Below are 17,279 nucleotides of genomic sequence, written 5' to 3' on the forward strand. Positions count from 1 at the left end.
ACCGGTCTCGTCAGTGCAGTGGGTAGTCGCGCACGACTTCCGCCCCGAAATCATTGACGATGCGCAGTTGCATGCGCAGGTCCGTGCGTTCCACCGGCACACGTGTCAGCGGCCAGCGCAACTGCTGGAACGGACTGATCACCGTGGCCCGCGCCAGCGCTTGTTGCTGCTCTCCCTGCAGCAGCGTCGCCTGCTGCACCACGACGTGGTAGGCACTGGAATTATCGACAACGACGGTGGCAGCACTGCCCGTACTATCGATGGAAAATGCCAGGCCATCCGGCGCCCGCGCAGCATCGGCCTCGCTGGCCAGTGCCGTCGGTCGGTAGAACAGTTTCATGCGGCTGCGTACGGTGAGCACCAGCTGGTTTTCCCCGACGGAATCAGCCTTCAGGGCCGGCACCTGGAGAAAATTGAGGAAGAACAGGGACTCCCGATCCTGTGGCAACGCTGCACCCACATACGACAATCGCACCATCTGCCCCCCATGCGGCTCTACCCGAAACACCGGCGGAATCACCAGGAACGGCGAGGACAAGGCATGGGCATCGCCGCTGCGACCATCGTCGAGCCACACCTGGACCAGATTGGGGTGATCGTCCGGATTACTGAAACGCAGCGCCTGTTCGCTGGCATCGGCCGGATAGATGATGCGCGTACCAAGCATGGTCACGCTGGCCTGGGCGCTTGCGATGAATACCAACACCATGATGAGCCCTGCGAGCAAGCTTGCTTTTTTCATGTTCAAAACGGAAAAGGCACCGCGGCGGCGATCCAGCGGCGGCGAAGGTGAAGCGACAAAGCTGGCGCCGGTTCACATTCAATCTGCGAGACGCGTGGATTGAATCTGCACCGGGCCTGAAGGTAGCGAAGGAGATGATCAACAAGCGGCGACGCTGCAAGGCAGCCGCCCCGAAGGGCGGCCCGGCCCGCAGGTCAGAGGTAGTCCAGCGCGTACTGCACCGATCCGATGACCGAACCGGCTCCCGCCGAGCCAGCCTCTGAGATGTAGCGCACGGAGAAGGTATGCGACGCACTGGTGGCGCCCGTGGCGATCTCCAGGCCATCAACCGAGACGGCACTTCCGCCGACCAGCTTGATGGCTTCTCCGCCCATGCCGGCACGCAATTGCAGTGCCACGTTCTTGGCACTGCCGAGGTTGGGGATGTTGTTACCACCGGTGGCGGAACTGGCCAGGAACTGGGTCTTGATCTTCAGTGAATCCGAAGCCGATGCCGTACAACCGCTCACGCTGACCACGAAGGGGGTCTCACCGGCGGCGCTGCCAGCGGCCACCAGGTCGCCGGCAGCCACCGTGGGCAGCAGCACCACCGGATTGGTGGCGCCATCGACCATCACCTGGCAGGTCTGCTTGCTGACCTGGCCACGGAAGCTGATGGTATTGCCGGCCGCCAGCACCAGGGATGGCGAGACCAACATCAGGATTGCAAGATACTTTTTCATGTTTACCCCCAAAAGGATTCGGCCGACCGAAAGAAAATGCAGACGCCGACCGAAGCGCCCTGCACCGATCGCATCTTAGGCAAGAGCGGGCATCCAGAGGATCGGCGCACGCCCATCGACGGGCTGGCGAAGTCTGATTGCGGCATGGGCGAAATCCCATATGCTGCGCTAGGCATCGGCCCATGCGCATTGCGGGTCAGGCCCATTCACCGACGCAGCGCGGGGAGCGATGATGGTTGGGGTCTCCTTCCCACCCTTTCCCTTTCCCCATTCCCCACCCGATCGCCCATGTCCCTCTTTCCTCACTATCCCCATCGCGCGCGCACGATGCAGCTTTTGCTGATGACGCTTTCCCTGTGGCTGCTACTGGCACCGACGGCAGAAGCAATCTGCAAGCGCAACAACCGCGCCGCCTATCCGTTCGCGCCGCTCAGTGACGGCGGCTCTGCCCAGTTCTGGTTCGGCCGTATCAATCTGGCCAGTACGGCGATCCAGCCACCAGGCAGCATACTGGGCAGCGCGGTGGCCAGCGCCGCTGAAGCGGCCGGCATCAACGGCGATACCCTGCTCTGGACCTGCGACCTGGCCGATGCCGACCAGATCTATGAAGTCTTTTCCACCAACGGTGATGACAGGGTCGGTGGCTATGCCGAAATAGGTATCAAGGATGGCCTCCATGGTTTCTATCGCACATGGTTTCCCGGGGTTGCGATCCGCCTCACGCATCTGCGCTCGGGCAAGATCCTTTCCCGCTATTACCAGTCCAGCAAGCTCGATACCTATGATGTCGATCAGGCCACCAGGAAGATCCTGATCCGCGCCCGTCACCTCAGTCCAATCAAGGCCGAGGTGGCGAGGGTATCGGACCTGACACCGGGCACCGGAACCAGCAACTGGTGCAGTGGCGCACCGGACAACACGCGCTGGGCCGCCGTCGCGTATGAGTGCACCCAGCCCAATGGCTACCTGATGCTGCGCGGTCCCGGCTATAACCGTGCCAGCGGCGACATGGATGACGATGGTGAAGACCATGCCTATCGCTACCTGTTCTTTGGCGCGGCCAATGGCATTGCATTCGGCATGCGCATGGGCGCAACACTGAGCGTGCTGCCCTCTTGCGTGGTCCAGAATGTGACACCGGAAGTGGTGTTCCCGCCGATCTCGGAAACCGAGCTCAATCTGGGGCAGACGCGCCAGGTGGAATTCACGCTCTCATTCCGCTGCGACGAGGGCATCGGTAGCAAGCCGCCTTTCGCCGCCGGCACGGATGACAACCAGACCGCCTTCGGCCTCCAGGTTTCACCGGGGGCGCTGGCGGCTGCCCGTTTGCTGGGCTACGTGAATCAGAGTCAGGGGGTACGCTATCTGCTTTCGGACAACTACGGCACCGACCCGTCGCTGGCCAAGGGAGTGGGGATAGGCCTGAGCGATGCAGACAATCAACAGGAGATGCAGTTCCTGAGTTCATCGGTGACCGGCCAGTGGCTGTCGCAGTCCTTCCCGTCCGGCCGCAATGCCGGCTGGTATCGGCTGAGGGCAACCGAGGAACGATGTCCTCCCAGCCCGTCGTCGCCCGCTGCAGCCGTCGAACAATTTACGATCAACAAGCGCCTGACGGCGACGCTGCAGAAACTGCCGGGGCAGACCGTCACACCGGGAAGAGTGTTCTCGACCGCCTATGTCATCGTAAAGGTGCAGTGAAGGTCTCGGTCCTAAGCGGCCTTCAGTCGCCCGGGCTGGCCATCATCGATGGGAAAATGCAGCAGCGCCGCGACGATTCCCACCACGAAGGTGGCCATCCACAGCAAGGAATACGATCCACTCAGTTCCAGCATCCAGCCCCCCAGCCAGGCGCCGAGGAAGGAACCGATCTGGTGGCTCAGGAAGCACACGCCGAACAAGCTGCCCATGTGGGTCGGACCGAACAGGCGTGCCACCAGCGCCGTGGTCAGCGGGACCGTGCCCAACCAGGTCAGCCCCATGACTGCGGCAAACAGGGTCACCGACAGACTGCTCTTGGGGGCGATGAAGAACAATCCGATCGCGGTGCTACGCACCAGGTACAGCCAGCCCAGCACCTGCTGCGGACGATAGCGACCGCCCAGCCAGCCGCAGGTCCAGCTGCCGGCCATGTTGAACAGGCCGATCAGCGCCAGCGCCGTCGCCGCCAGGCCGGTGGGCATGTGGCACAGCTCCAGATAGCCCGGCAGGTGGGTGGCGATGAAGGCCAGCTGGAATCCACAGGCGAAGAATCCCAGGGTCAGCAACTGGAAGCCACGGTGCCGCAGTGACTGCACCATCACCCGCCGCAAACCGCCCTCCTGGCGCGGCATGACCGGCGTACGGATCGCTGGGGAGCGCAACACCAGCCCCAGCGGCGCCACCATCAGGACCAGCGCGGCCAGCACCAGCAGCGCCAGACTGATCCCCGAGGCAGCGCGCAAAGCCTGCACCAGCGGCAACATCAGTACCTGGCCCAGTGAGCCACCGGCACTGACCAGCCCCATGGCGCTGCTGCGCCGTTCCGGCGGTACGCTGCGTCCCACCGCCGGTAGCACCACGCCGAAGCTGGTGCAACTGATACCCACGCCGATGAAGACCCCCATGCCCAAGACCAGCAAGGCGCCGTTGGGGGCGAGTGCCGTCAACGCCAGGCCGATGGCATAGCAAACCGCGCCGAATGCCACCACGGGCGCTGGGCCATGACGATCGGTCATGGCCCCGGCCAGCGGCTGCGCCGCACCCCATACCAGGTTGTGCAAGGCGATGGCGAAGGCGACCAGGGTCACCGGCAGGCCATGATCGTAGGACAAGGGACTGATGAACAGGCCGAAGGTCTGGCGCGATCCGAGCGCCATGCTCATGATGGCGGCACCGGCCAGCACGGCCCAGAGACGTTTGTGGCTCACAGAAGCATGGCTCATGGCAAGAGGCGATCCTGGATAGATGAATGATGCAATTTGACTCTGAAAAGAGAGCGCATTCAAATGACTTCGGCACGACTACCCATTCCAAAATGGAATGCGAAATGATGGACACCGGATGCCCACGAGGATGCACGACTATGCTTCAATAGCGTATCCGACCTGCTCCCCTTGCCGACCGCCATGACACTCCCTCTCGCCAAGCTGCCGCCGCTGGACCTGATCCGTGGCTTTGTCGCCGTGGGCCGCCGCATGAGCTTCACGCTGGCGGCACAAGACCTGTTCCTGACCCAGTCGGCGGTGAGCCGTCAGGTCCATCTGCTGGAAGAATTCATGGGAACCGCCCTGCTGCACCGCCACCACCGCGCAATCTCCTTCACGACCGCCGGTGAGCGGCTGTTCCGCAGCTGTGATGCGATGCTGCTGCAACTGCAGGACAGTATCGGCGAACTGCGCGCCGCCCAGGCAAGCCGTCCGGTGACCATCACCGCCAGCATCGGCATGACCGGGCTATGGCTGTTGCCGCGCCTGTCGCGACTGCAGCAGCAGGTGCCGGGGATAGACGTACGGGTGGCGGCCAGTGACAGCGTGATCGACCTGCGCCACGAAGGCATCGATCTGGCCCTGCGCTACACCACGCGCGCCCAGACGCCGCCGGAAGCGATCCGCCTGTTCGGGGAATCGGTGGCACCGGTGGCGCACCCCCTGCTGCTCAAGCAAGGCAAGCTGCCGGCCGATACCACCCTGATCGAATTCGAACAAGCCAACCCGCGCCTGCGCTGGAAGGATTGGCTGGACCATGGCGAATGGAAGAAGAAGCACCGCATGCTGCGCTTCAACCAGTACGACATGGTGATCCAGGCGGCACTGGCCGGACAGGGCGTGGCGCTGGGCCGCATCGAACTGATCGGACCGCAACTGGCCAGCGGCCAGCTGGTGCTGCTGGGCGAAGCACGGGCGCAGGACGAGGATGGCTACGCCTACTGGATGATCCAGGCCACCCCTGCAGCCCGCCGCGAAGTACAGCAGGTCGCCGCCTGGATACGCAACGAGGCCGGGACCAGCCTCACGGGCTGAAGCTGGCTGGTTCCCTGCAGGCGGCCAATGCGTCGTCCAGCCGGTCGTTGCCCCAGAACATCTCCTTGCCGACGAAGAAGGTAGGCGCGCCGAAGATGCCTCGCGCACGGGCCAGCACGGTCTGCTCGCGCAGGCGGGCGCGATTGTCTGCGGACTGCGCCCCCTCCAGGAGGGACGCCACGGGCAGGTCCATCGCCGTCAACACTTCAGCGACCGTCCCGGCGCTGTCGATGTCGCGGTCCTCGGCGAAGTTCAGATGCATCATCAGACGGCAAAAGCCACCCACCCAGTGCGTCTCGGACCCCGCCAGGGCAACCAGCGTGGGCAGCACGGCCGGTCGCGGAAAGAGGCTGGGACGCCGCCACGGCAGACCATACTTGCGACACTGGCGGGCCATGTCCTGCCAGGTGTACTCGCCCTTCTCCTTCTGCAACACGAAGGGAGACGTGCTCCATCCCAGTTCGCGAAACACCGGCCCCAGCAGGAAGGGCCGCCACTGCACGGATACGCCGGCCAGTTGCGCCGCCTGCTCGATGCGCAGCGTGCTCAGGTAACTGTAGTTGCTGCCGAAGTCGAACCAGTATTCGATCACGGGAGTTGACACGCTCATGCATGCACCACCAGACAGCGGATTTCCAGGCTCTGACGCAAGGGAGCCCCGGGCCGGATGTCGGGCAGGTCGAAAGCGGTATGCGGGGTGAAGCGTGCCACCCCGCTGGTGCGCGAATCGAACTGCTTGAACACCAGGGCCTGGTGACGATCCATCTGCGGGAAATAGCACCAGCGATGCGCGGGGTTGTGGCGCATCAGATAGATTTCGCCCGTGCGATGCGGATAGCGTACTTCGCCCCGCACCAGATCCTCGCGTGCCACGCTGCGCGCATCGACCACGGCCAACGGCGTGTCCTCGATCACGCCGCGCAGGCTGCGCCAGATGTTGATGATGGAAAAGTGCCGGGCAAAGGGAATCAGGTCCGAATCATGCAAGACCATGGACAGGCGCCTGCGCCCCGATACCTCGGTGTAATCGTTGTGGATGCGACCGTTGGCTGCCGGCGTGGCACCACGGGCGGCGCGCCCGAAATCCAGCGTCGCGCGTGCAGGGTCGCGCTCGCGCACCAGGTGATCGAAGACATAGGCATGGGTGCCACCGGTCACCTCCAATGCCAGCTCCACCGCCTCGGCATAACAGATCGCCTCGATCTCGTCGGCATCGCCCGGATTGCGCAAGGCCGTGGGGGCGTCACGCAATTCGAACCCGTTGATATCGATATCCAGATCGCGCCAGGCGCCGACATCAGCGATGAAGGTGTCGTGCACGGTGTAGTCGGCGCTCTCCCAGGGAACGCCAGGGGGCGGCGTACAGGCATAGCTGACCGGGTCACGGGCATGACTGGCGAGATAGCTCAGGCGTGCCCGCACGCCGCGCCTGGCATCAGCGTGACTCATGTCGGCGGGCAGGTGGGAAGTAGTCGTTTCCATACTGGCTCCTGATTCAAGAATGGCTGTTGGTAAAGCCATTGAAGCAGTGCAGCAAAACCTGTTCAAACGACTAATTTGATCTTACGCATGCGCGATGGGAATGCGAAACGGCATGATGACCAAGATCGCACGCTGTTGCGACCGGCATCATCCGTCGCCGCATATGCATATGACGAATCATTTCTTGGCGCCCCGCCCGCCGTCGCGCTAGGGTCTCGGTGTGGTATCCCTTCCGGCATCCCCGTTCAACGATAAGAGAGAGACAACATGGCAGACAACCCACAATGGAAATTCGAGACCGTGTCCGTACACGGTGGCTACGACCCTGATCCGACCACGCGCGCCGTGGCCGTGCCGATCTACCAGACGGTGGCATTCGCCTTCGATGATACCCAGCATGGCGCCGACCTGTTCGACCTGAAGGTCCAGGGCAATATCTACTCGCGCATCATGAACCCCACCCAGGACGTGCTGGAAAAGCGCCTGGCGGCCCTGGAAGGCGGCATCGCCGCGCTGGCACTGGCCTCCGGCCAGGCGGCTGTGACCTATGCGATCCAGACCATCGCCGAGGCGGGCGACAACATCGTCTCGGCCTCCACGCTCTACGGCGGCACCTACAACCTGTTCGCCCATACCCTGCCGCAGTTCGGCATCACCACGCGCTTTGCCGATCCACGCCAGCCGGCTTCCTTCGAACCCCTGATCGACGACCGTACCAAGGCCATCTTCATCGAATCCATCGGCAATCCGCTGGGCAACATCACCGACATCGCGGCCGTGGCCGCCATCGCGCATCGACATGGCGTCCCGCTGATCGTGGATAACACGGTGGCCACGCCCTACCTGCTGCGTCCCTTCGAACACGGCGCCGACATCGTGGTGCACTCCCTGACCAAATACCTGGGCGGCCACGGCACCACGCTGGGCGGTGCCATCGTGGATTCCGGCAAGTTCCCCTGGGCACAGCACAAGGAACGCTTCAAGCGACTCAACGAGCCCGATGTCAGCTATCACGGCGTGGTCTATACCGAAGCACTGGGCGAGGCCGCCTACATCGGTCGCGCACGCGTGGTGCCGCTGCGCAATACCGGAGCGGCGCTGTCGCCGTTCAATGCCTTCCAGATCCTGCAAGGCATCGAGACCCTGGCCCTGCGCCTGGACCGCATCACCGCCAACACCCTGGCCGTGGCGCAATACCTGAAACGCCATCCCAAGGTGCGCTGGGTCAACTATGCCGGGCTGGAAGGCCATCCCGATCATCAACTGGCGCAGAAATACTTCAAGGGTCGCGCTTCGGGCGTGCTGACCTTTGGCGTGGCCAACGGTCGCGAAGGTGGCGCACGCTTCCAGGATGCGCTGCAGCTCTTCACGCGGCTGGTCAACATCGGCGACGCCAAGTCGCTGGCCACGCATCCGGCGTCCACCACACACCGCCAGCTGTCGCCGGCGGAACTGGACAAGGCCGGCGTAACCGTGGATACGGTGCGCCTGTCCATCGGCATCGAGCATATCGATGACCTGCTGGCCGATCTGGAACAGGCTTTGCAGTCGGCCTGACGACAGGCATTTCATCTCCGCAAAAAAACAGTGGCTCCGCAATGCGGAGCCACTGTCACGTTGCGGCCGGAACAATCAGGCGGCCTGCTTTTGCTGCTTTTGCTGTTTCTCCAGTTTCTGGCGCACGCGTTCTGCCACCAGTTCGCGGGTGCGCGGGATCAGTTCGCGACCGTAGTCGAGGGCATCTTCCAACGGATCGAAGCCGCGGATCAGGAAGGTCGTTACGCCCAGGTCGTAGTAATCCAGCAGCGCCTCGGCCACCTGCCCGGGCGTACCGACCAGGGCCGTGGAGTTGTAGCGGGCACCAGTTTCGCGGGCGATGGCGGTCCACAGGCGACGATCGACCCGATCCCCCTTTTCTGCGGCGGCCAGCAGGCGGCGTGCGCCCACGCTTTCCTGGGGCCCGGTCTGGGCCGGATGACGGCTGCCATTGCCGGAGCGCAGGCGGCGTGTCTCGGACAGGATACGTTCGGCACGCTCCCAGGCAGCGTCTTCGGTGGCCGCCAGGATGGGACGGAAGGAAACCGAGAAACTGATCTCCCTCCCATGCCGAGCCGCTTCGGTTCGCACACGCCCGGTCAGCTCGCGCACCTGGTCCAGTGACTCGCCCCACAAGGCATAGATGTCGGCATGCCGTCCTGCCACCGGAATGGCGGCCTCGGAGGCGCCACCGAAGAAGATCGGGATATGCGGCTGCTGCACCGGCTTGACCTCGGAAAAGGCTTGCTCGACGCGATAGAACTCGCCGTGATGATCGAAGGGCTCGCCGGCAGTCCACACCTTGCGCAGGACTTCCAGGTACTCATCGGTACGGGCATAACGCCGGTCGTGGTCGAGGAAGTCACCGTCACGTCGCTGCTCGACGTCGGAACCGCCGGAGATGATGTGCACCCCCAGCCGCCCACCGCTGAACTGGTCCAGCGTGGCCAACTGGCGGGCCGCCAGCGTGGGCGCCACGAACCCGGGCCGGTGTGCCAGCATCAGCTTGATGTGTCGCGTGGCGGCAGCCACCTGGGCAATGGTCAGGATGGCGTCCGGCCCGTTGGAGTGATACGGCACCAGCACCCGGTCGAAACCTGCCTCTTCGTGGGCACGCGCGAAACGCTGCAGGTAATCGATATCGATGGCGGGCCCCACCGGAGCATGAATCTCCGAATTCTTGTTGGTGGTGACCATGCCGATGAAGTTGACGCTCATGCTTCTCTCCTTGAAATGAATCAGACCTTGACGATGTAATCGCTCACCTGCACTTTCTGCGGCAGGATCTTGCGTGCGGCCAACCAATCGGCCGCTCCCTGGAAGGTGGCGATGAACTTCGCGTCATCGGCGCCATGGAATTCCCAGCGCCGCGCCAGCTTGATGAGCGAATCGCGTACCGCGTCCGAATAACCGGCATCCTTCTGCACCAGGATCTCGGCCTCGCGCGGATTCATGCTGATCCACTCGCCCTCGGCGCGATAGGCGGCATTGACGGCGCGCACGATGTCGGCGTTTTGCTGCGCGAACTTGCGATGGGTGACGTAGGAGTTGAAGTCGATCAGGAAATCCAGATCGCGGCCTTCGAAGAAGACGTCATGCGCCTTGTATTCGACCCGCGCAATGTCCACGCCCGGGCTCCACATCGACCAGGCATCGACCTTGCCCTGGGAAAAGGCCGGACCGGCATCCGGCGGATTGAGATAGACGAACTGCACCTTGTCGCGGGCGATGCCATGCTTTTCCAGCGCCGCCACCAGCAGGAACTCGCCCAGGCCCGAGCGGTTTACCGCCACGGTCTTGCCGACCAGATCGCTGACCTTGGTGATGCCCGAACCATCCTTGGCGATGATGGCGGTGCTGCGTGGCTCGACCACGGCAAACTGGGTGAATACCAGCGGCGAGCCGGCGATCATGGCCGCCAGCGCGGGCGTGGTGCTGCCGCCGAAACCAAAGTCGGCGCTACCGCCGGTGACCGCCTGCAGCGAAGGCGCGTGATTGGGGAAAGGCCCCACCCATTGCACCTTGATGCCATCGCGGGCCAGGGTCTTTTCGAATTCGCCACGGGTGCGGGCGATACCGGGCAGACCGCCCTTGCCCCAGGCCAGGCGCACGGTATCGGTATTGCGAGAGGAACCGGCGGCCAGCGCCACGGTGGGAGCACCGACGGCACCCAGGGCGGCGGCGCCTGCGGCCGCCTGCAACAGAAGACGACGATGGCGATGATGGTGATGGGCGGACTTGGCGTCTTGGGTCATGAGCATTCAGTGATGGTGAAGGGAAATCAGATCGGCATTAGATCGCTATTAATGCAGCGCATCGGCAGCCGCCACGCCCAGCTCGGCCAGCAATTGCGTGCGCAGGGCTTCGGCCGCCGGGTGGGCGCGATGGTGGGCGGCTTCCGGCGCGACGCGGTGATCGCTGGCAATGGCACCATCGCGCATGACCAGGATGCGGTCAGCCAGGACGATGGCTTCATCGACATCGTGCGTGACCAGCAGCACGCCGGGTCGATGGCGCGCCAACAGTTGGCGCACCAGGGCATGCATGCGGATGCGGGTCAGGGCGTCCAGGGCGGCAAAGGGTTCATCCAGCAGCAGCAGACGAGGCTCGCGCACCAGGGCGCGTGCCAGCGCCACGCGCTGGGCCTGGCCGCCGGAGAGATTGCGGGGCCAATCCTCACTGCGGCCACCCAGGCCGACTTCTTCCAGCGCCGCCTGTGCGAGCGGCTTGCCGCTCTTGTCATCGAGCCCCAGGGAAACGTTGCGCCACAAGGGGTCCCACGGGATCAGGCGCGGTTCCTGGAACACCACGGCCGGTTGCGCCGGACCGTCGATGCGGCCACCATCGATGGCGTCCAGCCCCGCCAGGGCGCGCAGCAGGGTGGTCTTGCCGCAACCGCTCTCACCCAGCAGGGCCACGAACTCACCGCGATGGATGCGCAGGTTCAAGCCCTGGATGACGGTGCGCTGGCCATAGCGGCGCTTGAGACCGGCGACCTGCACGGCAATCTCATCGATGCCGGCCGGATGCATGGGTTGGGTGGTGGTGCTCATCATTTCCCCTTGGCGGCGTAGTTGGGATGCCAGGCCAGCAACCGGCGCTCCAGCAGGCGGGCGATGGCATCCGAGACCACACCGATGCCGGCATAGATGACGATGGTCAGCACGATCACGTCGGTCTGCAGGAATTCACGCGCATCCATGGCAAGTGAGCCGATGCCGGTATTGGCGGCAATGGTTTCGGCAATCACCAATGCCAGCCAGGCCACTGCCAGCGCATAGCGCACCCCGGCCAGGATCGAGGGCAAGGCACCGGGCAGCACGATGCGACGGATCAGGGTCCAGTTGGAGAGCCCGGTCACGCGGCCCAGTTCGAGCAGCTTGGGATCGACCTGGCGGATGCCCAGCACGGTATTGATATAGATCGGGAACAGCACGCCCAGCGACACCAGGAACACCTTGCCGCCCTCGCCCACACCGAACCACACGATCACCAGCGGTAACGCCGCCAGGAAGGGGACGGCGCGCACCATCTGCACGCTACGGTCGAACAGGGCTTCAGCCAGCCGCGAGAAGCCGACCAGGGTGCCCAGCACGAAGCCGAGGCTACCGCCGATGACGAAGCCGGCGGCAGCCCGCAGAAGACTGGCGCCGAGGTCGGAGAGCAGGCGGCCCTGACCGATCAGGTTCCAGGCGGTCTGCAATACCTTGCTGGGCGCCGGCAGCACTTGCGGCGAGAGCACACCGGCACGGGCGAAGGCTTCCCAGAGCAGCAGCAGGAGCAGCGGTGCGGCCCAGGAGAGCAGGAACAGACTGCGGTTGCCGAGTTCTTGCAAGGGACGCAGTCGCCTCGATCGGCGCACGGGGGAGGACTCGGCAGCTGCCGGCAGGGGGAAATGATTCACCGCTTCGGACATGGGGATTTCCTTCTCTGACGTTTCAGGATGCGCAACCAGAGTGGCGCAGGAAGGAAATGCTAATCAGCTTCGCGGTGAGCGAATACGAATGATTTTATGCTTGGATAGTTGGTAAACGGATTTGGACTTCGTCGCGCAGCTTCAGCGGAGCTCGTCTTCGCCCACCCCCGGCACGCCACGCCGGATCAGCTTGCTGTAGTCGTCCCCCGGGCCGCTTTGCAAAGCCCGTCCGGTGATCCGGCCGGCCTCGCGCAGTTGCTCGAAGCGGTAGCCGGGCGTCATTACCCCGTGGTCGTACACGTACCGGGCGAAATAACCGGAGAGCAGCAGGCGATAGTCCAGCGGCAAGGTGGGAGAAAGACGGCGCGCCAACTCGAAGACGATGGTGGTGCAGTTGCTGGTGAGGGTGTTGTAGAAGCGCGGTGTGGCGCGCACCTGCGCGGCGCGTTCCAGGTATCCGAGGAAGACCTTGCGCAACTGGTCGGGGCGCAGTTGCAGGCGATACAGGTAGACGTCCTCGCCACGGGCGTTGGTGCGGGTACGGACGATGTCGCGCTCGTCGGCGGCGACGATCACGGTCTCGAACTTGCGGAAGAAGCCGCCCAGGGCCGAGAAGGATTCGCCGCGTTCGCGCCGGATCTCCAGCGAAAACACCAGGCGCCGGCCATCGGCAAACCCGAAGGAAACCAGGGTGTGCGCAATCGCCGGCCCCATCCAGTAGGACAGCAGCAGGTCGCCCGAGACCAGTTGCGACAGATCGTAGTCACGCGACTCCCAGCGCACATCGTAATCGGTCTCGCTGCGCCATTCGAAGTTGCGTACATTGTCCAGTCTGACGCGATCACCCGTGACCTGCGAGACCAGCATGCAGGCCACATCGTCGGCCCAGACCCGATCATGGGAAGCACGGATGCCGCGCCACCAGCACAGCAACACCACCAGCGCCAGCACGAAGGCCAGCGGCCCCCAGGGCGATGCGCCACCTGGCCCGGCCCATGCTCCCAGGCTTGCCAGGGTGACCAGCGCTGGCAGACTCCATGTCGCCATCACCAGCAGACGCGCCCAGCGCGGTCCAGGGCACTGGTACCAGAGCGCAAACCCACCCCAGGCCGCCAGCCCCAGCACCAGGCAGGCCAGCACGATCAGCAATACGATAAAAAGAAGGCTCATTGACGTCACGCACGCTTGTTATTGATCTGGCGTCGGGGTCCCTCCCCCTCGCTCCCGGGCATTGTAGCCGTCCCGCGCGCATATGTTTATGCGGATATATTCGTGGCTGCCGCCGGGGTGGCCGGCACAGAATCGTCGGGTTTCCCATCATCAGGAATGCCTCCATGGAGCGCGACCGGTCGGTCTTACTTGCGTATGGCCTGAGCCTGTGCACGTGTCACGAGTCGTTCCCCTCCCCGGAGCCCCCATGAGCCAGCCCCCAAGGCAATTGCATCTGAACGTCAATATCCTGCATTCCGGCTTCATCCCGTCGGCGTGGCGCCTGCCGCACGCCGATCCGCTGGCCTTCATCGATGCCGCGCATTACGTCAAGGTGGCGCGCATCGCCGAGGCGGCCAAATTCGATGCGGTGTTCCTGGCCGATAACGCGGCCATCATCGAGCAGATCGACTTTCGTCCCATCACGGCGCTGGAGCCTACGGTGCTGCTGGCCACGGTGGCGGCCGCGACCACCCATATCGGCGTCATCGGTACGGCCTCCACCAGCTATAACGAGCCGTACAACATCGCACGCCGCTTCGCGACACTGGACCATGTCAGCGGCGGCCGCGCCGGCTGGAACATCGTCACCACCGCCGATGTCGCATCGGCCCGCAATTTCGGGCTGGAGAAGGTTCCTGACCATGCAGCGCGTTATGCGCGTGCAGATGAATTCACCCAGGTCGTGAAGTCGCTATGGAACAGCTGGGAAGACGAGGCGCTGGTGGCCGACAAGCTCAGCGGTCGTTTCATCGATGACAGCCGGGTGCATCCCATCGCCCATCGCGGCAGCCACTTCCAGGTGCACGGCCCGCTGAACCTGCCGCGCACGCCGCAAGGCCAGCCGGTACTGGTACAGGCCGGCGGATCGGGGGATGGCCAGGAGCTGGCCGCACGTCACGCGGAGGCGGTCTTCTCGGCGGCCCATACCGTGGAAGAATCGCTGGCCTACAGCCGCGCCATCAATACCCGCGCCGCACAGCTCGGACGCGGCCCCCATGCGGTCAAGATCCTGCCGGGGCTGGCCACCATCATCGGGGCCACCGAAGCCGAGGCCCTGCGCCGACGCGACGAACTGATCGACAACATTCCCTGGAGCTATAGCCTGAAGCGCCTGGCCGGCATCCTCGGGGTGCCAGTGGACAGCCTGGACCTGGATCGGCCACTGCCGGACAAGCTGGCCCTGCCCGGTGGCGGCAATGGCAACCACACCTTCTTCCATGCCACGCTGTCGCTGGTGAAGGGGCGGCCACACACGGTGCGCGATGTCATCCGTGCCCTGTGCGGTGGCGGCGGTCACCGGGTACTGGTCGGCACGCCCGAGCAGATTGCCGATGACATCGAACGGTGGTTCAAGGCCGGCGCCGCCGACGGTTTCAACCTGATGCCCGATGCCCTGCCGGATGGCCTGCAGCACTTCGTCGATGGCGTGGTGCCGCTGCTGCAACAACGCGGACTGTTCCGTCGCGACTACGAGGGCAAGACCCTGCGTTCCCATTTCGGACTCGTACATCCTGCCAGCACCGGTGGCCAGGCCAGGGCGGCCTGAGCCTCCGGATCAAGCACAATAGAGCAAAGGCTCGCCCTGGAACGACCGGGAGCGAGCCTTTTGTTTGATGGCAGCCGGGTGGCAACGGCGGGACAATGCGCCGATCAGTTCTTGCCCAATTTGAGGTTTTTGTCGTCCTGGTCCTTGCTGCTGAAATAATCCGGCAGGGTGAAACCGTCATAGAAGCGGTCGCTGCGGATGGCCTTCTGGAAATAGTCGGAACGGTAGGCCTGGACGATATCGCGGGCATAGGTCTCGTCCTGGCGGGTCTTCCTGACGGCCACCACGTTGATGTAGGGCGGCTTCATGTCTTCCAGGATGAAGGCCTCGGACAGCTTGAGCTTGGCGAAGATGGCGAAGTTGCCCTGGACGGCGGCGAAATCGGCGTCATCCAGCGCGCGTGGACCCTGGGCATTCTCCAGCAGCACCAGTTTCAGGCCGACCTTGTTTTCCACCACGTCCAGTTCGGTGACGTCGACCGGCTTGTTCTCGCGGATGCGGATCCAGCCCAGCCTTTGCAGTATCCACAGGGCGCGCTGCAGATTGACCGGGTCGTTGGGTACGGCGACGGTGAAGCCCTTCTTCAGGTTGTTCAGGTCCTTGTGCTTGCGCGAATACAGGCCCATGGGGGGCGTAGGCACCTGCACGATGCCCACCAGGTCGGTCTTGTTGCGCTCATTGTAGGAAGCCAGAAATACCGAGTGCTGCATCACGTTGGCATCGATGTCGCCCTTGAAGACGGCGCTGTTGGCTTCCAGTCCTGTGGAAAACTCATAGTAGCGGATCTTGTAGCCCTTCTTCTGCAGCTCGGGTTGCACGCCCAGCTTGAATTCGTCGATGTAGGGGCCGGGGACGAAGCCGATCTTCAGTTCGCGTTCGGGCGTGGCAGGGGGCGCGGCGTGGGCGCCGGCAATCACGGCAGCGCCGATGAGCAGCAGGCCGGCAAGTTGCTTGAGCATGATGGACTTCCTTCAGTGGATCGCGGAAATACCCGCCGCCAACTTGCATCACATTGGCGTGGAAATGTGGCGGGTGGCGTATGCGGATGATTTCCTTGGGAGGTGAAACCGACCAAGGATTATGTGGCCGCGAACCGGTCCGAATGAACGAAGGAAAACGGATAAGAATATACAAAGCCAGTGTCCTGGCCGGAACTCATGTCGTCATCAGTTGCGAGATGTGTTCAAGGGCCCGTGAACCTGCAGCGGCTTGCTGGTGCGGATCGCCGCGATCATGTTGCGCACCGCCGGCGCGCGTTCGTGACGACGGAATACGGCTGCCACCTCGGAAACGATAGCGCTGCCCGCCAGCGGCCGATAGCAGACATTGGGCAGTTGCACCACCGAGGTCAATACCCCCGGCACCACCGCCACGCCCGCGCCCACCGATACCTCGGCCAGCACCGCCAGCAGTCCACCTGGACGACTCATGCTGCGCGGCTCGAAACCGCCGCGGCGCCAGACCTCGCGACTGCCCAGCTCCTGCTCGGGCAGGATGAAGGATTCTCCGGCCAGGGCCCGTGAACGCACGGCAGCGTCCGGGCTTGCCAGTGCATGATCAGCGGGCAGGGCCAGACAGAAGCGGTCGCGCAACAGGACTTGCGACTGCAGGGTGCCGCCCAGCGGCACCGGCATGCGCAGGAAGGCGATGTCGACCTTGCCCTCCTCCAGCGCGTCGGAAAGTTGCGCCATCGGCCACTCGCGGGCATGTACCGTGGCTTGTGGCCACTGACGGCGGAAGGCGCTGATCTGCTGCTGCAGGATGCCGCCGAATACCGCCGATCCCACATAGCCGATTTCGACCCGGCCCAGCTCGCCGCGCCCGGCACGGCGACCTACGTCGATGGCCTGGTCGAAGCGTGCCAGTACCGCGCGTGCCTGCTCGACGAAATCACGACCGGCCGAGGTCAGCGATACGGAGCGCTTGGTGCGGGCGAACAACTGGACCTGCAGTTGGCGTTCCAGCTCCTGGATCTGCACCGACAGCGTGGGTGGCGCAATGCCCAGCAGTTCGGCAGCACGGGCGAAGTGCAGTTCTTCGGCGACGGTCAGGAAGTAACGCAGGTGTCGTAGGTCCACGGGCTTGCTCCGGCATGAGGGATGGCGGCGATGTCTTGAATTAG

The 17,279-nt window shown here is 64.0% G+C and carries 17 protein-coding genes; 5 read left to right on the top strand and 12 right to left on the bottom strand.

The window, feature by feature from the left end; translation table 11 throughout:
* Positions 1-10 precede the first annotated feature (10 nt).
* On the bottom strand, positions 11-709 hold the full coding sequence (locus HWE04_RS08805; protein ID WP_241812153.1) for a fimbrial biogenesis chaperone: 699 nt from the start codon (positions 707-709) through the stop codon (positions 11-13).
* On the opposite strand from HWE04_RS08805, the gene HWE04_RS08810 reads away from it, so the two are divergent.
* A complete protein-coding gene (locus HWE04_RS08810) occupies positions 693-845 on the top strand; it encodes a hypothetical protein (protein ID WP_241812154.1) in 153 nt (50 codons plus the stop codon). The two genes, HWE04_RS08805 and HWE04_RS08810, sit on opposite strands and share 17 nt — an antisense overlap.
* 91 nt (positions 846-936) lie before the next feature.
* On the opposite strand, the gene HWE04_RS08815 is transcribed toward HWE04_RS08810, so the two are convergent.
* Positions 937-1,464, bottom strand: a complete 528-nt coding sequence (locus HWE04_RS08815; RefSeq protein ID WP_039876786.1) for a fimbrial protein — start codon at positions 1,462-1,464, stop codon at positions 937-939.
* A 36-nt stretch (positions 1,465-1,500) separates the two neighbouring features.
* Between HWE04_RS08815 and HWE04_RS08820 the strand changes: the two genes are divergently transcribed.
* Positions 1,501-3,165 (top strand): fimbrial protein, encoded by a 1,665-nt coding sequence (locus HWE04_RS08820; RefSeq protein WP_241812155.1) that lies wholly within the window; start codon positions 1,501-1,503, stop codon positions 3,163-3,165.
* 11 nt (positions 3,166-3,176) lie between these two features.
* Here the strand turns inward: HWE04_RS08820 and HWE04_RS08825 are convergent, their stop codons facing one another.
* Positions 3,177-4,388: an MFS transporter gene (locus tag HWE04_RS08825; protein ID WP_241812156.1), complete on the bottom strand. Its 1,212-nt coding sequence runs from the start codon at positions 4,386-4,388 to the stop codon at positions 3,177-3,179.
* Positions 4,389-4,571: 183 nt separating this feature from the next.
* Here HWE04_RS08825 and HWE04_RS08830 point away from each other — a divergent pair, with 183 nt between their 5' ends.
* On the top strand, positions 4,572-5,465 hold the full coding sequence (locus tag HWE04_RS08830) for a LysR substrate-binding domain-containing protein (RefSeq protein WP_077235522.1): 894 nt from the start codon (positions 4,572-4,574) through the stop codon (positions 5,463-5,465).
* On the opposite strand, the gene HWE04_RS08835 is transcribed toward HWE04_RS08830, so the two are convergent.
* A complete protein-coding gene (locus HWE04_RS08835) occupies positions 5,455-6,075 on the bottom strand; it encodes a 2-hydroxychromene-2-carboxylate isomerase (protein WP_241812157.1) in 621 nt (206 codons plus the stop codon). The two genes, HWE04_RS08830 and HWE04_RS08835, sit on opposite strands and share 11 nt — an antisense overlap.
* A complete protein-coding gene (locus HWE04_RS08840; RefSeq protein WP_241812158.1) occupies positions 6,072-6,947 on the bottom strand; it encodes a CmcJ/NvfI family oxidoreductase in 876 nt (291 codons plus the stop codon). Before HWE04_RS08840 ends, HWE04_RS08835 begins: the two co-directional genes overlap by 4 nt.
* A gap of 267 nt (positions 6,948-7,214) precedes the next feature.
* Here HWE04_RS08840 and HWE04_RS08845 point away from each other — a divergent pair, with 267 nt between their 5' ends.
* Positions 7,215-8,504, top strand: coding sequence for an O-acetylhomoserine aminocarboxypropyltransferase/cysteine synthase family protein (locus HWE04_RS08845; RefSeq protein ID WP_241812159.1), 1,290 nt, complete (start codon positions 7,215-7,217; stop codon positions 8,502-8,504).
* A 75-nt stretch (positions 8,505-8,579) separates the two neighbouring features.
* Here HWE04_RS08845 and HWE04_RS08850 read toward each other — a convergent pair whose 3' ends face one another.
* The 5 genes from HWE04_RS08850 to HWE04_RS08870 all read right to left on the bottom strand — a co-directional run bounded on the left by HWE04_RS08850 (position 8,580) and on the right by HWE04_RS08870 (position 13,569).
* Positions 8,580-9,701 carry an LLM class flavin-dependent oxidoreductase gene (locus HWE04_RS08850; RefSeq protein ID WP_241812160.1) on the bottom strand — a complete coding sequence of 374 codons (1,122 nt, stop codon included), beginning with the start codon at positions 9,699-9,701 and terminating at the stop codon, positions 8,580-8,582.
* Positions 9,702-9,721: 20 nt separating this feature from the next.
* The gene (locus tag HWE04_RS08855) at positions 9,722-10,738 is read right to left on the bottom strand and encodes an NrtA/SsuA/CpmA family ABC transporter substrate-binding protein (protein WP_241812161.1); all 1,017 of its coding nucleotides are present in this window, start codon (positions 10,736-10,738) and stop codon (positions 9,722-9,724) included.
* A 48-nt stretch (positions 10,739-10,786) separates the two neighbouring features.
* On the bottom strand, positions 10,787-11,536 hold the full coding sequence (locus HWE04_RS08860) for an ABC transporter ATP-binding protein (RefSeq protein ID WP_182992823.1): 750 nt from the start codon (positions 11,534-11,536) through the stop codon (positions 10,787-10,789).
* On the bottom strand, positions 11,536-12,399 hold the full coding sequence (locus tag HWE04_RS08865; RefSeq protein WP_241812162.1) for an ABC transporter permease subunit: 864 nt from the start codon (positions 12,397-12,399) through the stop codon (positions 11,536-11,538). The genes HWE04_RS08860 and HWE04_RS08865 overlap by 1 nt, the downstream gene beginning before the upstream one ends.
* 141 nt (positions 12,400-12,540) lie before the next feature.
* Positions 12,541-13,569 carry an Lnb N-terminal periplasmic domain-containing protein gene (locus HWE04_RS08870; protein WP_241812163.1) on the bottom strand — a complete coding sequence of 343 codons (1,029 nt, stop codon included), beginning with the start codon at positions 13,567-13,569 and terminating at the stop codon, positions 12,541-12,543.
* A 247-nt stretch (positions 13,570-13,816) separates the two neighbouring features.
* On the opposite strand from HWE04_RS08870, the gene HWE04_RS08875 reads away from it, so the two are divergent.
* Entirely contained in the window at positions 13,817-15,157 is a 1,341-nt protein-coding gene (locus HWE04_RS08875; RefSeq protein ID WP_241812164.1) for an LLM class flavin-dependent oxidoreductase, read from the top strand.
* A 104-nt stretch (positions 15,158-15,261) separates the two neighbouring features.
* On the opposite strand, the gene HWE04_RS08880 is transcribed toward HWE04_RS08875, so the two are convergent.
* The gene (locus HWE04_RS08880; protein ID WP_241812165.1) at positions 15,262-16,116 is read right to left on the bottom strand and encodes a MetQ/NlpA family ABC transporter substrate-binding protein; all 855 of its coding nucleotides are present in this window, start codon (positions 16,114-16,116) and stop codon (positions 15,262-15,264) included.
* A gap of 207 nt (positions 16,117-16,323) precedes the next feature.
* On the bottom strand, positions 16,324-17,235 hold the full coding sequence (locus HWE04_RS08885; protein ID WP_241812166.1) for a LysR substrate-binding domain-containing protein: 912 nt from the start codon (positions 17,233-17,235) through the stop codon (positions 16,324-16,326).
* Positions 17,236-17,279 lie beyond the last annotated feature (44 nt).

It is taken from the genome of Herbaspirillum sp. C7C2, from assembly GCF_022627865.1.
Classification (GTDB): domain Bacteria; phylum Pseudomonadota; class Gammaproteobacteria; order Burkholderiales; family Burkholderiaceae_D; genus Herbaspirillum; species Herbaspirillum frisingense.